This window comes from Haladaptatus pallidirubidus, assembly GCF_020700235.1.
In the GTDB taxonomy this organism is placed as follows: domain Archaea; phylum Halobacteriota; class Halobacteria; order Halobacteriales; family Haladaptataceae; genus Haladaptatus; species Haladaptatus pallidirubidus.
In genome coordinates this window covers 220,521-240,050 of record NZ_CP085303.1, presented here as the reverse complement: position 1 = coordinate 240,050, position 19,530 = coordinate 220,521, and the positions used below count along the sequence as shown (strand labels likewise).

The 19,530-nt window shown below is 56.1% G+C and carries 20 protein-coding genes and 4 pseudogenes; 12 read left to right on the top strand and 12 right to left on the bottom strand.

The genetic code is table 11. The annotated features are described in order from the left end of the window. Positions 1-131: 131 nt before the first annotated feature. The gene (locus LIX15_RS24860; RefSeq protein ID WP_227777596.1) at positions 132-410 is read right to left on the bottom strand and encodes a hypothetical protein; all 279 of its coding nucleotides are present in this window, start codon (positions 408-410) and stop codon (positions 132-134) included. Between LIX15_RS24860 and LIX15_RS24855 the strand changes: the two genes are divergently transcribed. From LIX15_RS24855 to LIX15_RS24820, 7 genes and pseudogenes are all read left to right on the top strand, one after another. Continuing rightward, on the top strand, positions 409-1,197 hold the full coding sequence (locus tag LIX15_RS24855; protein ID WP_227777595.1) for an SDR family oxidoreductase: 789 nt from the start codon (positions 409-411) through the stop codon (positions 1,195-1,197). The two genes, LIX15_RS24860 and LIX15_RS24855, sit on opposite strands and share 2 nt — an antisense overlap. Further along, on the top strand, positions 1,194-1,544 hold the full coding sequence (locus LIX15_RS24850) for a cupin domain-containing protein (protein ID WP_227777594.1): 351 nt from the start codon (positions 1,194-1,196) through the stop codon (positions 1,542-1,544). Before LIX15_RS24855 ends, LIX15_RS24850 begins: the two co-directional genes overlap by 4 nt. Further along, positions 1,541-2,069, top strand: a pseudogene (locus LIX15_RS33800) (fumarylacetoacetate hydrolase family protein); the annotation flags it as partial. The gene LIX15_RS24850 and the pseudogene LIX15_RS33800, both read left to right, overlap by 4 nt. Positions 2,070-2,118: 49 nt before the next feature. Then, positions 2,119-2,817 (top strand): annotated as a pseudogene (locus LIX15_RS24835) (RNA-guided endonuclease InsQ/TnpB family protein); the annotation flags it as partial. Between the two features lie 189 nt (positions 2,818-3,006). Then, entirely contained in the window at positions 3,007-4,080 is a 1,074-nt protein-coding gene (locus tag LIX15_RS24830; RefSeq protein WP_227777592.1) for a TAXI family TRAP transporter solute-binding subunit, read from the top strand. A gap of 56 nt (positions 4,081-4,136) precedes the next feature. Next, positions 4,137-6,128 (top strand): TRAP transporter permease, encoded by a 1,992-nt coding sequence (locus LIX15_RS24825; protein WP_227777591.1) that lies wholly within the window; start codon positions 4,137-4,139, stop codon positions 6,126-6,128. Next, the gene (locus tag LIX15_RS24820; RefSeq protein WP_227777590.1) at positions 6,125-6,361 is read left to right on the top strand and encodes a hypothetical protein; all 237 of its coding nucleotides are present in this window, start codon (positions 6,125-6,127) and stop codon (positions 6,359-6,361) included. Before LIX15_RS24825 ends, LIX15_RS24820 begins: the two co-directional genes overlap by 4 nt. 52 nt (positions 6,362-6,413) lie before the next feature. On the opposite strand, the gene LIX15_RS24815 is transcribed toward LIX15_RS24820, so the two are convergent. The 7 genes and pseudogenes from LIX15_RS24815 to LIX15_RS24785 all read right to left on the bottom strand — a co-directional run bounded on the left by LIX15_RS24815 (position 6,414) and on the right by LIX15_RS24785 (position 11,123). Then, a complete protein-coding gene (locus LIX15_RS24815; RefSeq protein WP_227777589.1) occupies positions 6,414-7,892 on the bottom strand; it encodes an acetyl-CoA hydrolase/transferase C-terminal domain-containing protein in 1,479 nt (492 codons plus the stop codon). Positions 7,893-8,040: 148 nt separating this feature from the next. Continuing rightward, positions 8,041-8,478, bottom strand: coding sequence for an FAD dependent oxidoreductase family protein (locus LIX15_RS24810; protein ID WP_227777588.1), 438 nt, complete (start codon positions 8,476-8,478; stop codon positions 8,041-8,043). A gap of 199 nt (positions 8,479-8,677) precedes the next feature. Next, positions 8,678-9,208 carry a PIN domain-containing protein gene (locus LIX15_RS24805; protein WP_227777587.1) on the bottom strand — a complete coding sequence of 177 codons (531 nt, stop codon included), beginning with the start codon at positions 9,206-9,208 and terminating at the stop codon, positions 8,678-8,680. Then, positions 9,205-9,507 carry a UPF0175 family protein gene (locus tag LIX15_RS24800; protein WP_227777586.1) on the bottom strand — a complete coding sequence of 101 codons (303 nt, stop codon included), beginning with the start codon at positions 9,505-9,507 and terminating at the stop codon, positions 9,205-9,207. Before LIX15_RS24800 ends, LIX15_RS24805 begins: the two co-directional genes overlap by 4 nt. A 9-nt stretch (positions 9,508-9,516) precedes the next feature. Then, positions 9,517-9,780: pseudogene (locus LIX15_RS33795) on the bottom strand (zinc ribbon domain-containing protein); the annotation flags it as partial. A gap of 123 nt (positions 9,781-9,903) precedes the next feature. After that, positions 9,904-10,533 (bottom strand): DUF2238 domain-containing protein, encoded by a 630-nt coding sequence (locus LIX15_RS24790; protein ID WP_227777585.1) that lies wholly within the window; start codon positions 10,531-10,533, stop codon positions 9,904-9,906. After that, positions 10,530-11,123, bottom strand: coding sequence for a hypothetical protein (locus LIX15_RS24785; protein WP_227777584.1), 594 nt, complete (start codon positions 11,121-11,123; stop codon positions 10,530-10,532). The genes LIX15_RS24790 and LIX15_RS24785 overlap by 4 nt, the downstream gene beginning before the upstream one ends. Before the next feature lie 181 nt (positions 11,124-11,304). On the opposite strand from LIX15_RS24785, the gene LIX15_RS24780 reads away from it, so the two are divergent. Next, positions 11,305-11,754: a hypothetical protein gene (locus LIX15_RS24780; protein ID WP_227777583.1), complete on the top strand. Its 450-nt coding sequence runs from the start codon at positions 11,305-11,307 to the stop codon at positions 11,752-11,754. Positions 11,755-11,859: 105 nt separating this feature from the next. Here LIX15_RS24780 and LIX15_RS24775 read toward each other — a convergent pair whose 3' ends face one another. Further along, positions 11,860-12,372 (bottom strand): plastocyanin/azurin family copper-binding protein, encoded by a 513-nt coding sequence (locus LIX15_RS24775; protein ID WP_227777582.1) that lies wholly within the window; start codon positions 12,370-12,372, stop codon positions 11,860-11,862. Between the two features lie 45 nt (positions 12,373-12,417). On the opposite strand from LIX15_RS24775, the gene LIX15_RS24770 reads away from it, so the two are divergent. Then, positions 12,418-12,894: a hypothetical protein gene (locus tag LIX15_RS24770; protein WP_227777581.1), complete on the top strand. Its 477-nt coding sequence runs from the start codon at positions 12,418-12,420 to the stop codon at positions 12,892-12,894. A 320-nt stretch (positions 12,895-13,214) separates the two neighbouring features. Here LIX15_RS24770 and LIX15_RS24765 read toward each other — a convergent pair whose 3' ends face one another. Continuing rightward, positions 13,215-14,183 carry a ring-cleaving dioxygenase gene (locus LIX15_RS24765; RefSeq protein ID WP_227777580.1) on the bottom strand — a complete coding sequence of 323 codons (969 nt, stop codon included), beginning with the start codon at positions 14,181-14,183 and terminating at the stop codon, positions 13,215-13,217. A gap of 352 nt (positions 14,184-14,535) precedes the next feature. Then, positions 14,536-14,973: a helix-turn-helix domain-containing protein gene (locus LIX15_RS24755; RefSeq protein ID WP_227777579.1), complete on the bottom strand. Its 438-nt coding sequence runs from the start codon at positions 14,971-14,973 to the stop codon at positions 14,536-14,538. A 127-nt stretch (positions 14,974-15,100) separates the two neighbouring features. Here LIX15_RS24755 and LIX15_RS24750 point away from each other — a divergent pair, with 127 nt between their 5' ends. Then, complete coding sequence (locus LIX15_RS24750) at positions 15,101-15,706, top strand: DUF8170 family protein (RefSeq protein ID WP_227777578.1); 606 nt, start codon at positions 15,101-15,103, stop codon at positions 15,704-15,706. Positions 15,707-16,061: 355 nt separating this feature from the next. Beyond that, positions 16,062-17,297: an RNA-guided endonuclease TnpB family protein gene (locus tag LIX15_RS24745; protein WP_227777577.1), complete on the top strand. Its 1,236-nt coding sequence runs from the start codon at positions 16,062-16,064 to the stop codon at positions 17,295-17,297. A 316-nt stretch (positions 17,298-17,613) separates the two neighbouring features. Here LIX15_RS24745 and LIX15_RS32975 read toward each other — a convergent pair. Then, positions 17,614-17,793 (bottom strand): annotated as a pseudogene (locus LIX15_RS32975) (DUF234 domain-containing protein); the annotation flags it as partial. Between the two features lie 239 nt (positions 17,794-18,032). Between LIX15_RS32975 and LIX15_RS24735 the strand changes: the two are divergent. Beyond that, positions 18,033-19,424, top strand: a complete 1,392-nt coding sequence (locus LIX15_RS24735; RefSeq protein ID WP_227777576.1) for a GntP family permease — start codon at positions 18,033-18,035, stop codon at positions 19,422-19,424. Positions 19,425-19,530: the final 106 nt, after the last annotated feature.

The following is a 19,530-nucleotide window of genomic DNA, read 5'->3' as shown; positions in this document are numbered from 1 at the left end:
CGCCCGCGTCCGCGCCGACCCCGAAACGGAGACCGTTACCGACGTGGCGGCAGCGACACAAGACGAACTGGTCGGCCTCTCAGGGCTCGACCGCGGGGTGACCGTCGCGGTTGGCCTCGGAAGTCCGACATCTACGCAATCGACGACATCGCGACCGCGGCGCCGTCGAGTTCCTCAACGGCGCCGGGTTCGACCCGGTCATCGTCCGCATCGAGAATACGCAGAACCTCGCGGAACTGTACGTTTCGGAGGCGGTGGTGGATGACCTCGCAGCGGGCGCGGAGGTCGTAGAGTGCGGTGTCTTCACCTTTCCCGCCGGCGACCTGTCGTTCGACGTCTGGTGACCGAAATCGTGAGGGAATTGCCTCTACGAAAACGTTTTCACTCGCCTCTACTCGTGAATTAGTCATGGATTTACAGATAAATGGTAATACGGCGCTCGTCACGGCGTCGTCTAGTGGTCTCGGAAAAGCTTCCGCGAAAGCACTCGCCCGCGAAGGCGTCGATGTCGTCATCAACGCCCGCGACCCCGAGAAACTCGACGCGACGAAAGCTGAAATCGAGGCAGTTGCCGCCGGCGACGTCGTCGCACAACCCGGCGACCTTACCGACGAGGACGACATGAAAGAGCTCGTCCGGACGACCATAGACGAGTTCGGCGGTCTCGACCACCTCGTGACGAGTGCGGGCGGTCCCCCGTCTGGCTCGTTCCTCGACACCGACGATGAAGACTGGTACGCGGCGTACGATCTGCTCGTGATGAGCGTCGTCCGTCTCGCCCGCGAGGCCCACCCTCACTTGCGTGAGAGCGACCACGGCACTATCGTCAACATCACGTCCAGGAGCGTGAAGGAGGCACTCGACAACCTCGTGTTGTCGAATTCCGTCCGGATGTCCGTCATCGGCCTAGAAAAAACACTGTCGAAGGAGTTCGCACCCGAGGTACGCGCGAATGCCGTGCTCCCCGGACCCCACGAGACCGAACGCATCGAGAATCTCGTGAACGCCGCCGTCGACCGCGGAGACTACGACACCTATGAAGAAGGCCTCGACGACTGGGCGGGTAACCCGCTCGGACGCATCGGCGACCCGATGGAACTCGCGAACACGGTCGCGTTCCTTTCCTCGCCGCAGTCCGGTTTCATCAACGGCACTGCCATTCCCATTGACGGCGGCTCTACTGGGGCGAACCTATGAAACCCGTCAACTTCCACGATACGGAGTCATACGAACCTGACGACGGGTGGCGGCGCGTCTCGATGGCGGGGAGTGACCAGTTCAGTTTCGAGTGGTTCGAGAAGCCGTCTGGCCACTCGTCGCCGATGCACGACCACGAGAACGAGCAAGTCTGCATCTGCCTGCAGGGTGAGTTGACGGTTGCGACCAAGGACGACTCGGTAACGCTCGGGCAGTATGACTCCGTACTTCTCGAGTCGGACGAACCACATCGCGTCGAGAACACGGGCGACGAACTCGCGATCGGCCTCGACGTATTCGCACCGGGTCGGTCGTTCGACTTCTGGACGGACCGAGAGGATGAATAAAGTACCTCGCACGCACTGACACCGGCAACCCCCTACTTGGGGACGACGGTGGGTTCGTCCCGCTTGACAGCATCCGAGAGGCATTCCCGATGGCGGCTCAAGGGGAGCTCCGCGACGTCGGGGTTGTGACCGCGGAGCCAGTTCCCGCCGAGAATATCTCGATCGGCCTGCCCCTCGCGTCGTTCGGGAAACTCTAGGGAATCGGGGTGAACTACGAAAAGCATGCGGGCGATTTAGACGAAGAACGTCCCGAGGAGCTGGCAACTTCATGAAATCCAATTCGGTACTGACCGTGCGGGTGGTCCTATCCGACTGCCGCCGCGGGAGCAGAGCGACCGGGTCACCGCGGAGGCCGAGCTCGCGATCGTCATAGGGCGCACGTGTAACAACGTAAGCGAAGCGGAGGCAGACAGCGTCATCGCGGGGTTTCTCCCGATTATCAACTTAACTGTGGAGGACGTTTTCCAGCGGAACCCTCGGTTTCTCACGGGGGTGAAAAGTTACGGCACGTTCCTCGTTGTCGGGGATGTTATGACGGGAAATTCGAGGCGAAAGCCTCGCCCTTCAGGGCGGGGAAGAAGTCGCCCTCGACGTTGGCGTGAACAACCTCGTCGCGTGTTCCACGACTACTGGTTCCCAGTACCTCTACGACGGACGGGAGTTGTTCGGACGGTTCCGCAAAACGACCGATAAAATCGCCCGCCTACAGTCGAAACTCCGAGAGGGGCGCTACTCCTCGAAACAGATTCGACGGCTGTACCGACAGCGGATGAAGCGCCGTGACCACGCACAGAACGTGCTGGTGCGCGACCTCGTTGAATGGCTGTACGACGAAGGCGTGGCGACGGTGTACGTGGGCGATTTGACCGACGTTCTGGAGTCGCACTGGTCGGTCAGGGTGAACGAGAAGACGCACAACTTCTGGGCGTTCAAGAAGTTCAGCCGCCGTCTCGCGTGTGTCTGTGAGGAGTACGGTATCTCTCTCGAAGCCGGGTCGGAAGCGTGGACGAGTCAGACGTGTCCCGAGTGTGGCGACCATGAGGAGACGATTCGCCACGGAGATACGCTGACGTGTCCATATGGTTTCGAGGGGCACGCCGACCTCACGGCGTCAGAGACGTTCCTTCGAGAAAACAGTGGTTGCGAACTCAGGCCGATGGCACGGCCCGTGCGATTCGAGTGGGGCGACCACGACTGGTCGGGGAAATCACACCCTCACGAACGTCCTAAAGAAGTGCGCACGAACCCGCAAGTTGCCACCGTGGGTCGGTAGCCGAACCCCAACGGAGGAATTCTCGCGCTTTAGCGCGGGGAGGATGTCAAACGATCACGAATATAATAAATACTTGAAAATAGTGTACTTTTTGCAGGAATGTGTCGGAGATATATTGCAAATTTTTAATAATCCTATAGGGGAAAACAGATAGGTTGTTATAGGGTGGCACGCAACAAACGGATGTTCATGTCAGGAAACGACATTCGACGACGTACATTCCTGTACGGCGCAGCGACTGCTGGCGTAGTTGGCCTCGCTGGCTGTAGTAGTGGCGGCAGCAACAACGGTGGAGATGGAGGCGGTGGAGACGGCGGTGGCGGGAACTCCAATATGTCCCTCCGCGTGGGAACGTCCGCGGGCGGCACCAAGGACGTCGGCCTCGCGGTCGAACGCGCTGTCAGCCAGAAGAGCGACAAACTCAACTACTCGACGGTCGAGAGCCCGGGCTATATCGGTACAATCTACCGGATGGCGCAAGACCAGTTCAACGCCGGTATCACCGACAATAACTCCCTGACGAAAGCGCTCGATGACCGCGGCCAATTCTCCAAGCAGAGCGTCGACAGGGTCCCCTACTACGGATTCTACGCATTCCCGTACAGCATCTACATCATCGCCCGCAACGGCACGGGCATCAAAACATTCGACGACCTCGCCGGGAAGAACGTCTACCCCGCGGAACCCGGTTACTCAACCCGCGCGACGACGCTCGATGTTTGGTCACAGAAGCCGACAAAGGGCGTCTACGACAAGATGAACATCCAGAACATGGGTGTCGACTCCGCGCCCGGTGCGATGGAGGAGGGCAGCATTGACGCCACTATCGCCTATGGCACCCCCGGTGTCCGCTACACCGGATTCGTCCGCGAGATCGCCTCCCGCGTCGATGTCCACTACGTCGAACCCACGAAGGCGCTCAAAAAATCCGCCGAATCCTACTCTGGTGCCGGAACCGGCACCACAAAGTACAGCGATTGGAGCATGGACACCGATATCGGCACCGACGAGGTATTCCACTGGAACCTTGAAGTCAACTATACGTTCAACCCGAGTGCGAACGCGGACGCCGTGTATGAACTCTGTCGCGTCGTCGACAAACACAACGGCGTCGTGAACGAGGGTGAAGAGCAGTTCAACGACTTCAAATCCACGAGCGACATGCTCGCCTCCGCACGCAAACGCATCCCTGTCCACCCCGGCGCGGTCAAGTACTACAAGGAGAACGACGCCTGGGATGACAGCCTCAAGGAGGGCAAGTAAGTCCTCAGACGACGCGCATTGTCTCCTAACTACACACCACATATTACCATGGTATCATGAGCACACAGACAGAACAGAACGCGACCGACTCTGGACTGCTCCGCGGACTTGACGTGCTGGTCACGACCATTGCCCTCGCCTTTTGGGCGTTTGTCCTTTGGTTCGCGAACACGCAGGACTGGTCGACGGTCAAATACGGCGTTGTCTTCGTCGGCGGTATCATGACCGTCTACGCCCTCAACGAGACGCGGCTGGCGCTGGCGGAAGGCGACTGGATCGACGGCGCGGTGCTGATACCCGCGTCACTTATCCTCATCTCTGCGTCCGCGTACTTCGCGCTGAACTTCGATCAAGTGTACCTCTTCCGACAGGGGTTCGCACTCGAACACGAGTACATGCTCGCCCGCCTCATCATCGTCGCCCTGCTGTACTTGACGTGGCGGGAGTTCGGGAACCTCTTTTTCTTCCTCGTTATCGGCGTGCTGCTGTACGCCATTTACGGGAACCACGTCCCCGGCATCCTCGGGCATGCGGGCATGAGCGAGCTGACACTTCTGCAGGCGACGGTCACGGACCTGTACGGGTTCTACGGGAACCTCACCCAGATCACCGCGTCGAAGATCGCACCGTTCCTCCTCTACGCAGGCCTGTTGTTCGCGTACGGGGCGTTTGACCTCATCCTTCGGGTCGCTATCGTCGCCGCAAAGTACGTCCGCTCCGGCGTCGCCCAGACCGCGGTGCTTTCGTCTGCCGTCATCGGCTCCATTAACGGATCATACACTGCGAACGCCGCGATGACTGGGTCGTTCACTATCCCGACGATGAAAGACTCCGGGATGGCCAGCCACCGCGCCGCCGCAATCGAGTCGGTCGCGTCGACATCCGGTCAGGTGCTTCCGCCGGTTATGGGTGCGTCCGCGTTCGTAATGGCCTCCTACCTTCAGGTCGCGTACTTCCAGATCGTCGTCGCGGGTCTCGTCCCGGCGGCCATCCTCGTCGCGTCTATCGCCATCGCCGTCCACTACACGGCGCTCAGCGACGCCAGCGATCAGGACCTCGACTTCGATGCGTTCTTCGAGGACGAACTCACGACGTCACAGAAGTGGTTCCAGGCGGTTCGGTTCGGCATCCCGTTCGCCCTTCTCATCTACCTGCTTGGGGTCGTCCAGTACACCGTGATGACGTCTGCGCTCTACACGGTCGTCGCGATGGTCATTACCGGCATCGCGATGCCAGTCGTCCACCGCGCGGTCACCGGATCGCTCGCCGACGCCGGCGTCGAATTCCGCGAACAGTTGTTGGCCACCGTCCACGGCTTCCGCCGCGGCGCCATCATCCTCGCCCCGATCGCGATCATCCTCGTCGTCATCAGCGGCGTCGTCAACCTCTTCGGGACGACCGGCATCCCGTCGAAGATTGCGTTGATGCTCATCAATATCTCCGGCGGCGTCTTGCTGTTCGCCGTCCTGCTCGGGATGGGCGTCGCCATCCTAATGGGGATCGGGCTGCCGACGGTCGCCTCCTATGTCATTGTCGCCATCCTCATCGTCCCGACGTTCGTCTCCGACTTTGGCGTCCCCAATCTCACTGCCCACTACACGGTGTTCTACGCCGCGATCCTCGCGGGTATCACGCCGCCGGTTGCCACCGCGGCAGTCGTGGCGGCGGGGATCGCCGAGGCGAACTTCTGGCGGACGTGCGGTGCGGCGATCAAGATCGCCTCCCCCCTGTTCGTGCTCCCGATCGCGTTTGTCTACAACACCGGGCTTGTGTCATTCACGCTCGGCACGCACACGCTCGCCGTCGGGACGCTCGTCCTGCTCGGCGCGATCACGATGATCTACGGGTTGAACTACCCCTTCGAACTGAAACCCGGTCGCCGGATCCTGATACGCACCGTGCTCACCGTGCTGGGCATAGTCGTGATGGTGTATCCGGGGTGGCTCGTGAAGGCCGCCGGGATCGTCGTGTTCGTCGGTGTCTTCGTCGGCGAGAAGGTGATGTTCCACGACCTCGAACTCCCATTCCTCACGGAGGTGAAACAATGAGCGGAAACGACGACCGAAGAGCGACGAACGATCAGGACGACCCGACGGCGAACGCCAGTGATCTCGGCGAACTCATTCCCGAATCACTGCTACCGGTATGGCGACGTATCGAGGCGATCCAGGCGTTCCGCCAGACGTACGGCAACCGGTACACCGGCGTTCTCGAGGCCTTGACCGCGCTTGCCCTCACCGGCGGCTACCTCTACTGGTTGTTCCTCTACCTGACCGCGTAGCGGTCCGACCGCCCCGATTTTATCCACGCGTCAAACAGAAGCGAGTAGTGCGCTACTGCTGCCACTCGGCCGCACGATTTACGTCATGCGGGATGTGGCTATCCTGTGTTTTCACGTCGTCAAGGTATGCACGGAGGTCCGCCCGATAATCGGGGTGGGCGCAGTTCTCGACGATGCGTTCGGCGCGTTCGACTGGGGAGAGCCCGCGGACGTCGGCGACGCCTTGGTCGGTGACAAACACGTCGATATCGTGTTCGGTGTGGTCGACGTGGAACGCCATCGGAACGACGCGTGAGACGTTCCTCCCGGTGAGGCGAGCGGGGAGCGCGCAAACGGAGACGAGCGAATTCCGATTGAAGTCTGCAGAGCCGCCGACACCGTTAATCATGCGTTTCCCGCCGACGTGCGTAGAGTTGACGTTTCCGTAGAGGTCGAACTCGATAGCGCTGTTCACGCCAACGACGCCAAAACGGTCGATGAGGCCGGGATGGTTGGAGACATCGGCAGGGCGGAGGACGACGTCCTCGGCGTACCGTTCGACATCCGCGAACAGGCGGTCTTGACCGTCGCTAGTAAGGGCCAAGGAGGTGGCGCTCGCGCTCTCGAGACGGCCGGCATCGAGCATGTCGAGCAGACCGTCCTGGATGAGTTCGCCAAAATAGACGACATCCCGGCCGCCGAAGTCGAGTTTCTTCAACTCGCCCATCAGTGCGTTGCCGAGGCTTCCAACGCCGAACTGGAGGTGGACGGCATCCTCGAAGACAGGCGTTCTGCCGACCTCGTCGGCGAGGAATGCGCCGAGATTTTCGGCGATAGCGAGGTCGTCGCTGGTGGGGTCGCGGAACATGTACGTCGAATCTGCGCGGTCGGTCTCGACGACAGCGATCAGTTTCTTGGGATCAAAGGAGACGTAGGGTTTACCGATACGGTCGCCGGGATCGTCAAGCGGTATTTCGCCGCGGTTCGGCGGTGCGTCCGGCCGGTAAATGTCATGTAACGCTTGCAGTTCGCGGGGTTGGGCATAGTTCAGTTCGACGATAAGTTCGTCAGCGGCGGCGACGAACGCCGGAACCTGCCCGAGCGACGTCGACGGGACGAACCAGTCCTCACCCACGGCGACGGCTTCGACGACTGCGACATCCGGATCGACGAGGGCGCCGTACCGGACCTCGTCACCGATGGCGGAGGCGTTCCGGTCACTGAACGCGACCTCGCGGCGGTTCGTCATCGCGCGGGCGACCCGGGAGGACTGGTAGGAGAATCGGCGGGCGACAGCGCCAGACTCAACGAGGGCGACATCGATTTCTTCGCCCACATTCCCGCTACTGACGAGGGTAAGTTCGAGGTCGCGGTCGTCTTCGGCGAGCGCGAGCGGGACAAGTTTCGGGTAGCCAACGCTCCCGAACCCGCTGGTGAGCACGGTGGCGTCCGGCGCGATAATCGCGGCGGCGGTCGCGGCGTCCGCGAGCGGGAGATCGCCGTACCGGCGGTCGGTAACGATGCCCGCGTCCGGGGGACGTTCATCGGTCATCGTCGGTAGGGCGAAACTGGTGTGGGTCGTATCCGTACCGCTGATTCCCGGCAGTACTGAGGCGGTTCGTCGATATCGTGATAGTGTCGCGTGTCGACTGCATAGTGCACGGAGTACAGCTGATGACTGAAGGTGCGCGTGGAGGCTATTAAATGTACGTTCCCCCGAAATCTGTGCGGGGTATCAGCGGTAACGGACCCGTGGCGACGGGTCGCCGTGATATTTTCGCGGCGACGAGGCCGTCGTCGCTCACGAGTTGGGCGTGGGTGCCTACGTAGCTGTCCCTCAGGTCGCTTGCCCGGATTTCGGGGACGATGTACTGGGAATCCTCGACGAACTTCTCCTTCCGATAGGACTTGTTCAGTTCGGTCCACGCCACCGCGAGCATCTTGGAGTCTGCGACGAATTTCCAAAACCCCCTCATAAAGAGGGTGTCGATAAGGTCGCCGGGGGCGACGTCCGTGTTCTCATAGGCCTCCCGTCCGGACGCGAGGAATTGCTCCGCTGTGGTCTGAAGCACCTCCGGTGAGGTGCCACGAACGATGAAGAAGACGTCGGCGTGCCCATTCGATCGGAGGACGTGCATTGAAAGCACCAGTTTCAGCCATTCATGGGCACGTGAAGTTGAGACTACTTACAAAGCCCTACATGGGTGTGCGTAGCAGGGGTAGAACGCGAGAACACCGGTGAGAAATTGTGTCCCTGGCCTGGTCCGACCACACACAAGCCCCAGCGTTTACGCCGGGGGGGGGTGACTTTGGCCTGAGGCAGAGTCCTTAATATAGCTACTCAGGTGACGTATCAGTGGCGTCATCGATAAGTGAGTATGCTTTCTCACGGAGGCTTCCAGTCATGTGGAGGCCATGTGAGTCAACGCGATCGACGAGTTCCTGAGCGTCCTCGGGGGGAAGACCCTTATCGACAGTTCGTACAATAACACCAATGGTTCCGGTGACCGTCGCCCCCAATCCCCGAGCAGTGGTGCGGACACGGCGATCATCGGAAACGACACCAATCGATCGGTTATTGGCAGTGTAGGCCAGGACAGCGGCGATCAGATGGACATCGCCGTTCTCAGTTGACTCTCCAAGAACAGTTTTGGCCTGGTGAGTTCGGTCGCGAATGGCTGGGTCGCACGTGCGGACTTCGTACTCGTCGATGAAGCGAGTGAGATTCGTCTGGACGGGTTCGGTCGTGACCTCATCTTGGATGAGTGGGAGGATGACAAGGTCGCCGGTAAAGGTGGTAAGGAGATTGAGTTCGCCGATGGTACCGAGAGAGATGAGCGTCGTCGCGTCAATGAAAACTTGGGTCATAGCTCGCGAGCGGCAGCCGCGTCAGCGTCGAGATCATCGGGGGAGAGTTGTGAGGTGAGATTGTGTTCGCGGGCGATTTCGAGCCACTCAGCGATGCTCACGCCAGCGAGGCGGGCAGCCTGATTGACAGAGATGTCTCCCGACTGGTAGCGTTCGATGGCGACGCGTCGCCGGAGTGACGCGAGGCCTTCGGAGAGGGCTTTGCGAATAACCGTACTCTTGTCTTCGTCAAGGAGTTCGATGACAGCCTCAAGTTCTACTTCGTCGTCGTCGGAGATTCGAGCGCTGATTGACGGCATGTATACATCTTAGTACATCGTATACATAACGTTTTCTCCAAAGTGAAGGCACCTCGCGGTCAAGCCGCGGGGCTCTGCTTCTACGACGTGCTTTGCACCCACCCGTCCCGAATGACGAGCGAACGCAGGGAGCACAGTCTACACAGGCGTTGATTCGGACCGTCTCGGCCCTGCATGAAGAGATAGTTTGTTGAGTCCCCTATCGAGGATATTCTTTGCCGCATTCAAGTCCCGATCTTCGGTGTGGCCACATGCCGGACACGAATGTTCGCGGGTGATCAATTCTTCCAAGATGTGCTGGTTATCGGACTCTTGATTCATCGAGATTGTTCAGACAGATTTATTCTGAGAGGGTGGCTGTTTCTTGACCGCCGCAAGCCAATGTGAGGCTTAACTTCACGTGCTAAGTGTTCGTGCTATGCCTCGCGCGACATCTCTAAGATGGTCCGTTCCCAGTGTAGCAACAATCAAAGCACCGACAGCATTGAACGCTAGATCGAGAACGATATCACTCACCCCGTACTGGGCGAGAACAGCTTCGCCGCCAATGAGACTCGCCACGCCGCCGGAAGCAAATTCGAGGATCTCCCAAAGCACGCCGAACGCAAGGACGAAGACAAGAATGAAGACGAACATGAACTCCGAAGGGATCTCCAGTGAATCGTCGTGTTCGGCGAGTGCCTGTGCACTCGCGTAGCCAGCGCCGGCCACAATCGTTGCCGAGAGAGTGTGGGTCACCGAATCGTACCAGCCGAACCACTGGTACGGGCCGAGCGCCCCCACTGCATGGAGAAACACGGCTGTGGTGATCCATAGCGTCAGCCCAGCGCTCAGTGGCACGCGATAGTCCCGGGAGAGAATCCCAGGGAGGAATGTCACACCGAGAGACACGCTGGCATTGATGACAAGCCCCCAGTTGAATCGGATCAGGCCAATAAGGGCAATGCCGAGAAGCGCGACCTGCAGCAAACGCACGAGAAGATGGAGATAGACATCGTCAACACTTACTTGATCATGCAGACTCATAACCCCTCACCCGCTGTGAGTCCACGGACGTCCACAGCCTCGATCCACCGGAAATATATCGCGAAGAAAGGGCTCGCCACGAGACTGATGGCGGTCGCGAAGACCAAGTCCCACATAAGTGTCGTCTTGTTCTGGATAAGTGTCGTATTGAAGTAAACATCAGACGCGTACTGGAGGATAGCCCACACGCCAGCTGTCGCCATTGTGACGAAGATAATGAACGCAACAGCGAAGCGGGGTGTCATCTTAACCGACGAAAAGACGTGGAGTTCGACGACGACCAACACTCCGATGGCGAGGATTGCGAGGTAGGTCGTAAGGTCGGCAAATATATCTGGGAGGTTAAAGAATTGACTCGTGATTGGGAGTGCAGCGAACACTAAGATCTCCCATGGCGGCATCACTGATGGATCACGATGCACGCCGACTGGAAGGAGAATTATCATGAGACCACCAGTCACGAAGACAGCCCAGATTGGCTCCCCACTGATGACGCTCGCCACGGCGGCAAGCACCAATACTGCGACAATCAGCCAGGAAATAAGAGAATTAAATCGGTTGTCCTCGATGACCGCGTCGAGTTGGCTCATAGACAAGAGTACCCCTGCGAATACATATACGCTTGGGAGTACGGAGCTTTCGGCGTGGACTCGTTTGTCGATCAATAACAAGACAATATTGGAATCAAGAAAAGAGATCGCTTGTAGCGAGTGTGACATCCTCCCCGTCGTAAATGACGGGGCGTCCCCACACAGGAGGAAACCCGACCCGGTGCCGAGCAGGTTTCAGGACTGTCTCTTCCGGCGTCAAAGGCGCGGGTTTCACGCCACCGCTCTTCCGGAAGCGTTCTGTGGCACTGCCACGGGTGCTCCCATCGCCAAGCGTGTCATCGCCAACGGTTTTCAACCGTTGTCTCTCACCCACGGCGTCAACCTCACGGTCGAAGGCGGTTCGGTCACACTTAGCCGCCCAGTGGGTCGGTTTACCGTGCTTACGAACGACGCGAACCCCGCAACCGGTTACAGAACCGGCCCGTGGGAACCGTCGCCCCGAAATATTCAGGACGATGGTTTCAGCGCGTCTCGTACTCCCGTGCAACTGCCGGAAGTCGACGTAACCCTTGGTATTACGCAGTCACGGTGTGTACTAAGCGTTTGGGTTTCGGCCATGCAACTGCCGGCAGTTACGTCACCAAGCTTACGCGATTCACGCCCGCTGTAAACGGCGGGATTCTCTCGCTGTTTAAAGATAGACTCGTCTTCGGTGAAATGACGCTGGCTGTGGGTCAAGTGACGGTCATATATATACCATCATGTATTTTATAGTTTAATTCTTTTTGAATTGTTTATATTTTATAATTTCTTTATCAACGATTACCTGGCTATCTGGAAGTGATCCATCAGGAGGCATACTTCCCTTGGCTGGTCCACCAGGTTCACCAACAACGATGCGACCAATCATTCCCATTGTTTTGTGTGGAATGCAGTAATAATCATAGGTTCCTTTTGTGTCAAACGTGTGCTTGAAGGTCTCTCCCTGATCAATGAGAACACCGCTGTCAAAAGGTTCTGCATCCGCTGGAATTCGTGTTTCTTCTGCAAGGCTATACTGTTCGTGATACACTGTCGCAGAATGGTTGCCGCTGTCCATTACGAACTCAATAGTTTTGCCAGGTTCAACGAATAGTCCAATTGGATCAAAAAACGACTGGTGACCCTTTGTAACCATTTGGACTGTACTTGACGAATCAGACTTGTTCAGACGAGCACATCCAGAAAGGACCGTACTGCCTGCGATTACACCCGAGCCGAGGAGTTGGATGACTGCGCGCCGTTGCATTACGAGTTCCTTTGACCTTAGACCTAAAGCATTTCCCCCATCGCTGTGCAGGTACAAGCAAAAGCAATTATGGACTGGAAATCAATTGCCCTCGGTGCAATCGTTCAGGCTGCTATTGCGATTGCTGCAAGCATTGCACCAATTACAGCAGCATCGCGGTGGGCAAGCGCGATTCTTCTCTTATGCACTGGCCTCATCGGGGGATTTATTGTCGGAAAACAACTGGAGGAAACACGACGGGTACGAGCCCAACACGGTGCAATAAGCGGCGTATTGGGTGGTACCGTATTTGCAATCATGCTTCGAGATGCACTGATTGGGTCAGGTGGTGCTGATGGAGCATACTGGGGTATCGCTTACCTCATTGCAATAGTGACTCCACCGTCGATTGCAGCACAATATAATTCGATTCTCCCCATCTTCTTGCCTATTGTTGGTGGCCTCTTGTTTGTCGGTGAAGCAGCAATCACAGCAGCCAGTGTAGGCAATGAAACTCCGCCAGTCTATGAGCGTGGGCTTTGATATCGTCCCCGCGCTAAAGCGCGAGGATTCCCTCAATGGGTGTCGGGCGGTTCGACACTCCTGGCGGTAATGTGGGGTTCGTATGCTCCACGTCGAGGCGATGAACGCGTGGCGAGGCCAGTTCATATGAAATCGCTCGCTTGTGGCATACTGGCGTGGCCATCAGCCATACTCACCGTCGAAGCCACGTTGGTGAGAACCACACCAGTAGGGGCACTTGTAGGTGTTAAATTAGATTTACATACGATACCAACCAGCCTAAATCATACGATATCGTATCTGTATCTATCACTTAGACCCGCCCTGAAGGATGATTCCGCTTATTGCACGTCAGGATCTGGTTCAACAGACGGGCTCTCGAACGACGGAAGGCGGGACTCGATCTCTTTACGTTCATTCTCTAGCCACTCCGGAAGCACAAGCTCCGTTCCGAGTTCATCCTCATTCTGATCAACCGTGAATCCAGGACCCATCGTCGCGATTTCGAACAGAACACCCCCTGGCTCACGGAAGTAAATCGATTTGAAGTACTTCCGGTCGATGATTTCAGTGACGTGCAGGCCTCTGTCAGATAGATGTTCACGCCACTGTTCTTGTTCGGCAGTGTCTTGGGACTTGTAGGCGACGTGGTGGACAGTACCAGTACCCATCTGGCCACGCGGCCGATTCGTTTCAACGAGATCGACGATTGAACCCGGTCCACCAGCAGCGGATCGGTAACGGTGCCATCCGTCTTCCGCAGTTTCGAACTCGTAGCCGAGCCCTTCGGTCAACACATCGGCGGTCGGCTCGATTTCGCTGACTGCGAGGGAAACGCTGTGGAAGCCCCGTAATTGGTGTTCGGCCGGAACGGGACTCGGGTCCCACGGATGGCCATTAGGAGTGCCGGCGGACGCAGCGAGCGCAAGCGTGATTCCGTCCGGATCATCAAACTCGATGACGGTCTCACCGAATCGCTCAATAGGGCCAGTTACCTCGATATCGTTGGATTCGAGCCGGTCAATCCAGTAGTCGAGTGACTCCGGTGGAACGAAATACGTCGTAACTTTCGTTTGTCCTTCGCCGAACCGCCCTGAACGCCCCTGATCACCCCACGGGAAGAATGTGATGTTCGTCCCTGGGGTCCCCTCAGCGTCACCGAAGTAGAAGTGGTATGTGTACTTGTCGTCGTGATTGACGGTTTGTTTGACGAAGCGCAGTCCAAGCGTGTCCACGTAGAACTCGGCATTACGCTGGGGATTGCCAGCGATCGCGGTCACATGATGAAGACCTGCAGTGGTCGGTGGCATTATGGTATCCCTATTGTGATGAGGCCGCTTATATCTCAGCTAACATTTGATACAGCAGGTGACAGCTCCGTCACTGACTCTCAAGAGATCCGGTGATAACAACGGGTCAACCACCTCGCGGTACATTTCACGGATTTTGTCGATAGGGAGGTTCCGAAGGTGTGTTCGGTGAGTGTGTCTGAGCGGCGTTCGATATCGTTGCAATTCGAGCGTGAAACTCCATACGCCCTTGGTTGCTGCCAAATTCTCGCGAAACCCAAGATATGTTTGGAGATCTAAAAACGCGTTCTCGCGTATCTCACAGCCTATATCTCGATCTAGCGAAGAGTCGGGTTGAAGAGTGAATACTGCATTAGGCGGTAGGACGAGGCATATCCTCAATCTCTTGGATCCGAGACGTTTTCTCGACAGATCGGTATTGCCGTTGCCATGCTTCCTCCGGGAATAGTCCGTTGCGGTCGAACAATTCACGGGCTTCCTCAGTAAGACTGTAGAACTTATAAGGGAAATCTCGAAGTCGCTCACCCGGCTCAAATTCATGCTCTCGGATGACGCTAACATTCTCTAATGTGTGGAGATGTCGGCGAATAGCGTCATCGCTGAGTGAAGGATTCATATAATCTAACTCTTCGACGCTGGGCATTCCCTTTGGATGACCGATGATGTCCGAGAGGATGTCGGCCCGCTTCTTATCGGTCGCTTTCTGAAGTGCCCGCCACGAATCGAACTGGTTATTAGTAGCGCTCTGGGCGTCGTGGGAAGAGTTGGCTACCTCTGTTTTGGGCTTCATATGTCTCTCTTCGGGAGCCAACATAATAAACACTTGTGCTCAAATGAGAATAGTATCGAAAATAGTGTCGCAACTAGTCCAACGAAGAACCCACAATTAATAGTGCTGGCGCTCCAAAGGATGTATAATGGATTCTGGTGAAAATAAGCTCAAGGCCGGGGCGATAGAGGTCTCTGAGTTCCCCGAAGAAAATGAAATCATATCCGAAATAGAGAGTATCAAGCTCAGTCCGAGCGAACATCAGCGGATCAAAGACCTAGTGAATGGCGAGCGAATGAATCGTATCAAGGGTCACACTCGTCGATATCTCATCGCAGGCGCAGGTGGTGAAACAGGGGCCGCAACTCGGCGAAGAACCGTCTATGACATCCTTAATGCACGGACAAACCCATCGTCGATTGCTATGCGGCTCGAGGACTTCGGTCTCACACCCGAGGAAATCCGTCTCTGGACGCGCGTCTTCGATATTCTTTGTGGAAGGGCAACGCATATCGTCGGCGTGCTCGAAGATTTTGACGGCGGTTACGTCTGGGAGTTGGGGCTACTATTCGCGCCGTCCTACCGGAAGAAAGTATGGATATTGAAACGACAGTATGCAAACGAAAAAACAGAACGAGAGAAGTATGATAATGGGATGGCTGCTTCACACGTCAAGCTATTCTTGACTGGCAACCGCTGCCATGAGTGGATTGATGCTGATGAGCTACAAGATGTAGTGGATAAAATACCCTGAATTAAATCAAAAAGTAGTTGGCGATTAGGTTGCTGAGCAATGCTGACGATATTCAAGCCCCAGAGTTTGCACCCGCAGTTGCGTTCACTCGACAGAAACTATCTTTAAGCAGAGAGAGAATCCCGCTGTTTACGGCGGGCGTGAATCACGTAAGCTCCACTATACAGTCCACCGTTAATCGGCAGAACTGGATTCCATACGTTCGTCAATACAGCCTCGGACAAGGCTTGAAAGATTGATGTGGTTTTCATTAATCCACTCTTCTTGATCTTCTCGAATCGTTATCTGCTTCCGTTGCATCACGCACTCCTACAACACCACAATGTATACGTGTGGCGTAAGTGTATCAATACACATGGTGGAGACAGTGACGAAGACGCTCGAAGCCACCCTTGCCCCACCAACACAGGGCAAAGCGGTGCGTCTTTGTCGCCTTCTCTCCACCTATCAAGAAGCATTGGGCGAAGCGTTCGATTCCGGCGCAGATACGATGGGCGGCGTCAGTGATGTTGTGACGCCCTACGACCTCCCGTATCAGGCGAAAGCCGCGCTGTGTAGCTACGTCCCGAAACTTCGGAAGACGTACAACGCTCGTGAGATTGACGACGAGCATCCGCTTCGGCTCACGAATCAAGCGGCGAAGTTTGACCGTGACGGATCTCGGCACTACGAGATTTGTTGGAACGTTCCACTTCCCGGCTACGGGACAAATTTCTGGATACCGCTTCGGTTGAATCCGGAGCAACAAACGCTTTGGGACGACCTTCTCGAAGGTGACGCTAAAGCAGGCGAAATACAGCTCCAACAGAACAGGCGGAGTTGGGTGTTCCACATCGCCGTCGAGTACGAGGTAGACGAACCTGATACGGATGGTGACGAAACGTACATCGGTTTCGATATCGGCGAATCTGCGTTGATTACGGGCTGTGCCCTTAAGCGCAACACACCGATGAACCCGATACTCATCAGCGGTAATCAAGCCCGGCACCTTCGCAAGGAGATGTTCACGACGCTAAAACGGCTTCAACAACGTGGTGCGTCCGAATGGCGAGTGGATGAACGCTTCGACCACTACCAGAACGCGCTTACGGATATCGTTGAACAGGCAACTCGGAGTGCAGTCAAGTACGCCAAGCAGTTCTCCAATCCTGTCATCGTCATGGAGGACTTGTCGTTCATCCGCGAGCGATTGGACTACAGTAAATTCATGAATCGCCGATTGCACGCATGGGCGTTCGCCCGGCTTCAGGGGAGAATCGAAGACAAAGCGGCCGAGGAAGGGGTTCGCGTTGAGTACGTTCACGCGGCATATACCTCGAAGACGTGCCACGAATGCGGACACATCGGACGGCGAAGCGTGCAAGCGGAGTTTCGATGTACGAACGATGAATGCTGGGTATCGGAATATCAAGGAGATATCAACGCGGCGGCGAATATCGCCGGTCGCGTAGACCCGTGGGGTGAGAGCGTTCCTTGGAAACCGGAACGCAATGACATGCCTCGGGATGGGAGCGGTCGTGACACCGCCACAGTCCACCGGAAGACGAGTTCGAAACCCGCACAGATGACGCTTTCGGCGTATTCGGATTGAAACCTACGGTAGCAGGCCGGAATCCCCTTGGAAGGGAAGCCCCGGCGTAAACGCCGGGGAGGATGTCACTCGTTGCTGAACACCGCCGACATTGATTCCAAATCGAACAACGACTACCGGCTTCCGAGTCGGCGAGTCCGTCCTCAAAGCCAGTTCTCGAAAACAACACGAACTCCTCGTCCCGCTCGCCTGTTTTCCATCGGACGTTGCTCGTTTTCTCCCGGAGGTCGTCGGCAAGACTCATCCCAACTGGCGTGGTCGTCCACTTGCACTCGCCGAACAGCACCGACAGCCTCCGATCGTCGAGCGCGACGAGATCGATTTCCTGCTCACCATACCACCATCGACCGGCTGCGCCGTACGAGCCACTCAACTGATCCTTGCGAGTAAGTTTCCAGAGTGCTTCCCGACACACGTCTTCAAACGTCGTCGCAACGAACCGGTCAAGCTCCGGTAAGATACGATCTTCAAGGACGAGGTCAGGTGCTTGTTCGATGCCCGATCGGTTCGGTTCGACGAACCAAAATCAGAATTGAATTGTGAACGCTGTATCCCTCTCTGCTCGCGCCATTCGGCACTTGCTGAGAAAGGGGGCTTAGCGCCTGTATTCAGCTAATACAAGATTGTAAAGCTAAACTAGCCGCAATTAATACTTTAATTATTCAACTCCTTCGTATTATATACTACTTTTCTAATAAAAAGAATTAAATAGCCATTCTCAAAAGAAGTGTGGTAATGGTTATCGAATTATTACCACTGCAGCTAGGCGGACAAACACCTTTGATTTCGCTCATAGTAGGAATTGTAGCAATTGTACTCTTCCTAATCGTACTGGACTTACCACCGTTCATTGCACTCGTTCTTGCAGGGATAATTGTAGGGATTGTTACGCCTGCGATTGCGTTTGCAGAGGTCCCTGGGCAATTTGCCACCGCATTTGGCGAAGGAATGGCAGGAATTGGGATACCAATTCTGATGGCAGCGGTTATTGGAAAGTCAATGATCGAAAGTGGGGCTGCAGATCGAATTGTGCGTGGATTTACTGCGGTTGTCGGCCAAGATCACACAGAGATCTCATTGTTTGGAAGTAGCTTTGTGATCGCAATTCCGGTCTTCTTCGACAACGTCTTTTACTTGCTTGCTCCCCTTGCTCGAGCAGCTCGCTCTCGAACAGGTAGTAATTATGCACTTTTTATTGTCGCTGTAGGTGCTGCTGGAGCAGTCACTCACGGATTCGTCCCGCCAACGCCTGGACCACTACTTGCAGCAAATGAACTTGATGCCAATCTCGGCACCACGATCATGATTGGGTTGCTTATTGGAATTCCAACGGCAATTGTCGCAGGTCTTGGATATGGTTATTGGATAAATCGTCGAATCACCATCCCACTGCGCGATGCAATGGGAACCACAGTCGAAGAAGTCGAAGAAAAGGTTAATACGCCTATCAGCGCCCTACCGGGACTGTTCGAGTCTCTTCTCCCGATTCTATTAGCAGTTCTACTTGTAGGCACGCATACATTCGTTGAGACGTTCATGGGTGAGAACTCCACAGTTGCTTCCATTACTGGATTCTTCGGCGATCCGAATTTGGCGCTGACAGTAGCTGCATTGGCAGCAGCATACACATTCTACCGCATGAGCCAGCTCTCTGGTGAGGTATTTTCCGATAAACTCACAGACGCACTCCAGAGTGGCGGTAATATTGCCGCGATCACCGCTGCTGGCGGCGCATTCGGTGCGATGCTCGCTGAAGCGGGTGTCGGTGATTACATTGCAGGAGGATTGGAAAATATTGGGCTAGGTCTCCTTGTAACCGCGTGGGTAATTGCTGCTGGAGTACGCGTTGTTCAAGGATCAGCAACTGTAGCGATTGTCACGACAGCAGGGATCATGGCACCGTTCACAGGTGAACTCGTAGTTAACCCAGCTTATCTTGTCATGGTAATTGGTGCAGGTGCGACATTCTGTTCGTGGTACAACGACAGCGGATTTTGGATTGTCAAGGAGATTGGAGGACTGACACAAGCTGAGACGCTTAAAACATGGACTGTTGCAACAATATTAATCGGTATCATCGGTTTGCTGAGTACACTCGTCTTTTCGACTATTCTTCCGATGGCCTAACTTGTTTAGCTGAATACAGGCGCTAGGGCCTTTTTTGTAAACGATTAACGCAACGCTTGGAACGGGAGCAACGGAAACTCTCACAGAAAGTATGAATTAAGCAACT

Excerpts from the sequence above, each read along its gene's own strand:
- LIX15_RS24855 (WP_227777595.1), top strand. The coding sequence starts at position 409 with ATGGATTTACAGATAAATGGTAATACGGCGCTCGTCACGGCGTCGTCT.
- LIX15_RS24860 (WP_227777596.1), bottom strand. The coding sequence starts at position 410 with ATGACTAATTCACGAGTAGAGGCGAGTGAAAACGTTTTCGTAGAGGCA.
- LIX15_RS24850 (WP_227777594.1), top strand. The coding sequence starts at position 1,194 with ATGAAACCCGTCAACTTCCACGATACGGAGTCATACGAACCTGACGAC.
- LIX15_RS24830 (WP_227777592.1), top strand. The coding sequence starts at position 3,007 with ATGTCAGGAAACGACATTCGACGACGTACATTCCTGTACGGCGCAGCG.
- LIX15_RS24825 (WP_227777591.1), top strand. The coding sequence starts at position 4,137 with ATGAGCACACAGACAGAACAGAACGCGACCGACTCTGGACTGCTCCGC.
- LIX15_RS24820 (WP_227777590.1), top strand. The coding sequence starts at position 6,125 with ATGAGCGGAAACGACGACCGAAGAGCGACGAACGATCAGGACGACCCG.
- LIX15_RS24815 (WP_227777589.1), bottom strand. The coding sequence starts at position 7,892 with ATGACCGATGAACGTCCCCCGGACGCGGGCATCGTTACCGACCGCCGG.
- LIX15_RS24810 (WP_227777588.1), bottom strand. The coding sequence starts at position 8,478 with ATGCACGTCCTCCGATCGAATGGGCACGCCGACGTCTTCTTCATCGTT.
- LIX15_RS24805 (WP_227777587.1), bottom strand. The coding sequence starts at position 9,208 with ATGACCCAAGTTTTCATTGACGCGACGACGCTCATCTCTCTCGGTACC.
- LIX15_RS24800 (WP_227777586.1), bottom strand. The coding sequence starts at position 9,507 with ATGCCGTCAATCAGCGCTCGAATCTCCGACGACGACGAAGTAGAACTT.
- LIX15_RS24790 (WP_227777585.1), bottom strand. The coding sequence starts at position 10,533 with ATGAGTCTGCATGATCAAGTAAGTGTTGACGATGTCTATCTCCATCTT.
- LIX15_RS24785 (WP_227777584.1), bottom strand. The coding sequence starts at position 11,123 with ATGAGCCAACTCGACGCGGTCATCGAGGACAACCGATTTAATTCTCTT.
- LIX15_RS24775 (WP_227777582.1), bottom strand. The coding sequence starts at position 12,372 with ATGCAACGGCGCGCAGTCATCCAACTCCTCGGCTCGGGTGTAATCGCA.
- LIX15_RS24765 (WP_227777580.1), bottom strand. The coding sequence starts at position 14,183 with ATGCCACCGACCACTGCAGGTCTTCATCATGTGACCGCGATCGCTGGC.
- LIX15_RS24755 (WP_227777579.1), bottom strand. The coding sequence starts at position 14,973 with ATGAAGCCCAAAACAGAGGTAGCCAACTCTTCCCACGACGCCCAGAGC.
- LIX15_RS24750 (WP_227777578.1), top strand. The coding sequence starts at position 15,101 with ATGGATTCTGGTGAAAATAAGCTCAAGGCCGGGGCGATAGAGGTCTCT.
- LIX15_RS24745 (WP_227777577.1), top strand. The coding sequence starts at position 16,062 with ATGGTGGAGACAGTGACGAAGACGCTCGAAGCCACCCTTGCCCCACCA.
- LIX15_RS24735 (WP_227777576.1), top strand. The coding sequence starts at position 18,033 with ATGGTTATCGAATTATTACCACTGCAGCTAGGCGGACAAACACCTTTG.